Source organism: Pedobacter borealis DSM 19626, from assembly GCF_000708285.2.
Lineage (GTDB): Bacteria > Bacteroidota > Bacteroidia > Sphingobacteriales > Sphingobacteriaceae > Pedobacter > Pedobacter borealis.
The window spans coordinates 1-2,648 of record NZ_JAUG01000183.1; the positions used below are offsets into that span (position 1 = coordinate 1).

3 protein-coding genes are annotated in these 2,648 nt (G+C 41.4%); all 3 read right to left on the reverse strand.

Annotation, left to right across the window (positions count from 1 at the left end; all coding sequences use genetic code 11):
* Positions 1-282: 282 nt before the first annotated feature.
* On the reverse strand, positions 283-1,278 hold the full coding sequence (gene gap / locus AW17_RS23320) for a type I glyceraldehyde-3-phosphate dehydrogenase (RefSeq protein ID WP_029280765.1): 996 nt from the start codon (positions 1,276-1,278) through the stop codon (positions 283-285).
* Positions 1,279-1,652: 374 nt separating this feature from the next.
* Positions 1,653-1,823 (reverse strand): hypothetical protein, encoded by a 171-nt coding sequence (locus AW17_RS24545; protein ID WP_167343717.1) that lies wholly within the window; start codon positions 1,821-1,823, stop codon positions 1,653-1,655.
* A gap of 298 nt (positions 1,824-2,121) precedes the next feature.
* Positions 2,122-2,247 carry a hypothetical protein gene (locus tag AW17_RS25230; RefSeq protein WP_280740064.1) on the reverse strand — a complete coding sequence of 42 codons (126 nt, stop codon included), beginning with the start codon at positions 2,245-2,247 and terminating at the stop codon, positions 2,122-2,124.
* Positions 2,248-2,648 lie beyond the last annotated feature (401 nt).

Genomic DNA, 2,648 nt, shown 5'->3' on the forward strand with positions numbered 1-2,648 from the left:
AGGTTTATAGGTGAAAGAAAGAAATTAATCGGGCGTTTTGCATTTTCTTGCAGTACCAATTAATTTCTATCATCACCATTGACAGATTCTAAAAATCGGCGTCATCTCGACCGAAGCAACGTGGAGTGTTCCAAAGGAACTCCTTCGGAGAAGAGATCTTTGAAGCAAATTATAGAAATGAAATTTAAAAGATTTTGTTTCGCAGCGCCCTCGGGTTCTCCTCCGAAAAAGTTCTTTTGGAACACTATCGTTTATAATAAAGCAATAAACCAGCCCTACGTTTTAGCCTTTACCAAGCTGATCAATTTTTTTTACCACATCGATCAAACGGCTGCTGTAACCAAATTCGTTATCATACCAGCCCACCACTTTAACCAGATCGCCAACGATAGAGGTTAATAACGAATCGAAAATACAGGAATGTGGGTTGTCGATAATATCGACTGATACAATTGGATCTTCCGTATACTCAATAAGACCTTTCAATTCATTTTGCGCAGCGTGTTTAAAAGCTGCATTAATTTCTTCTATGCTTGTCTTCTTCTTTAGCAGGCAGGTAAAATCGGTTAACGATCCGTTTAAAACCGGAACCCTGATTCCTGCCCCACCTAAACGGCCATCCAGTTCCGGAAAAATATGGGTAATGGCTTTTGCTGCCCCTGTTGTAGTTGGAATAATGGAGGATGAAGCTGCCCTTGCACGGCGCAGGTCCTTATGATTCGCATCATGCAGATTCTGATCCCCTGTCATCGAGTGGATGGTTGTAATATAACCCTCTTCAACACCCCATTTATCGTTCAAAATCTTAATCATCGGGGCAATATTATTCGTGGTACAACTGGCATTTGATAATACTGGGCTCTTCAGATCGATCTGATGGTCGTTTACACCCAATACGATCATCGGAATATCGTCAGCAGCTGGGGCAGAGATCAGCACCTGTTTTGCGCCTGATGTAATGTGTTTTTCTGCCAATGACTTGGTTAAATTTTTACCTGTACAATCGATAACCAGATCCACTCTAAGTGCCGACCAAGGCAATTCATCGGCATCCTTGATAGCAAAAACCGGAATAGAAAGCTGATTGATGACCAGTGCATCAGGTTTTGCAGAAACACCACCTGCAAAAACACCATGAACAGTATCGTACTTAAATAGGTGAGCCATCGTTTTGGCATCTGCCAGGTCGTTAATGGCCACTACTTCAAATCCCTCAGCCAATGCTAAGCGTAAAAATGTTCTTCCTATTCTACCAAAACCATTTATTGCCAGCCTCATTATTATAAAAATTAGAGCGCAAAATTAGTATTTATTTATCAAAGCAAAGACCTCATTATATAAGATGGAAGAGGGATGATGAAACCTTATTGTAGCGGCTATCCTTTTTGTTGCAGCAACCAACAACATTCTGCTAACCACCACAAAAAGATAGGAGCGGAAAGAAGGACTACCCAAACCGATACGCACTACACCTGCTTTACCAAAAAAAGTAAAATTTATTTTAAGAGTGCAAAGTCACCTGCTTTTTTTAAAACAATAAGGTTCTTTTTTAGGAGCGCAAAGCCTGTACAGCTATTAATGTTTCTTCCCGTTCTTCGCTATATCCCTGCGCTGCACTCCGGGGATGCCGCTGCGACCGGGGCTAGGTACTTCTAATCTGCAGGGAAACCGATACAAAGCTGCCCATGGTTTTGTGCTACAGGCCCTAGTGAAATAAACCTTATTGTAGCGGCTATCCTTTTTGTTGCAGCAACCAACAACATTCTGCTAACCACCACAAAAAGATAGGAGCGGAAAGAAGGACTACCCAAACCGATACGCACTACACCTGCTTTACTAAAAAAGTAAAATTTATTTTAAGAGCGCAAAGTCAGGTGCTTTTTTAAAATGATAAGGTTCTTTTTTAGGAGCGCAAAGCCTGTACAGCTATTAACCTGAGTTCGATAATTATTTGCTGAAAATTATATCTTATTTACGCCTAATCCCGCTTTATCGTCCTGCTGAATTTATTTCAGCATCTTTTTAGCGTGAAAGACCCTGAAATAAATTCAGGGTGACGACCGTCTTAACAGAAAACTTGATTAAAACGCCACAAAATGAGATTTAATAATCGAACTCAGGTTAATAGGTATTCTTATCAAGATCCAAACCAAGGTCTGCTTGTTTTAAGGCTAAATTCTTGCTGTTTACTAAAAGCGCAGCTGTACCGGGAACTTGTTTGGCATTTTTAGGTACCGCAATACGCACAATGCCATTTACGGGTTGGTTAAAAACAGTTAAATACGTTAAAAAAACAAATGGCCATTATGCTTCTACAACGGCTAAAAGTCCGTTAGAGTCCAAATCGGTAGTTCAAAATCTTTAGTCAATATCCCTTGATCTGTCACCCAGAGCGTAGTCAAAGGGCCTTTCTGTTGAGCCACGGACACACGAAAACACAGAATATCCCTGCGACTCATCCCCACGATGCGTCACCCAGAGCGGAGTCGAAGGGCCTATGGTGTATAGTGAAAATGTTCAAGATTTTGGCGGCAAATTACCTAACGCAGGTGGTTCGTGAGGACACGAACCACGGAATCAGCATTCAATCTATTCCCCTCTGTGTGTCACCTGAGCGGAGTCGAAGGGCCTATGGTGTATAGTGAAAA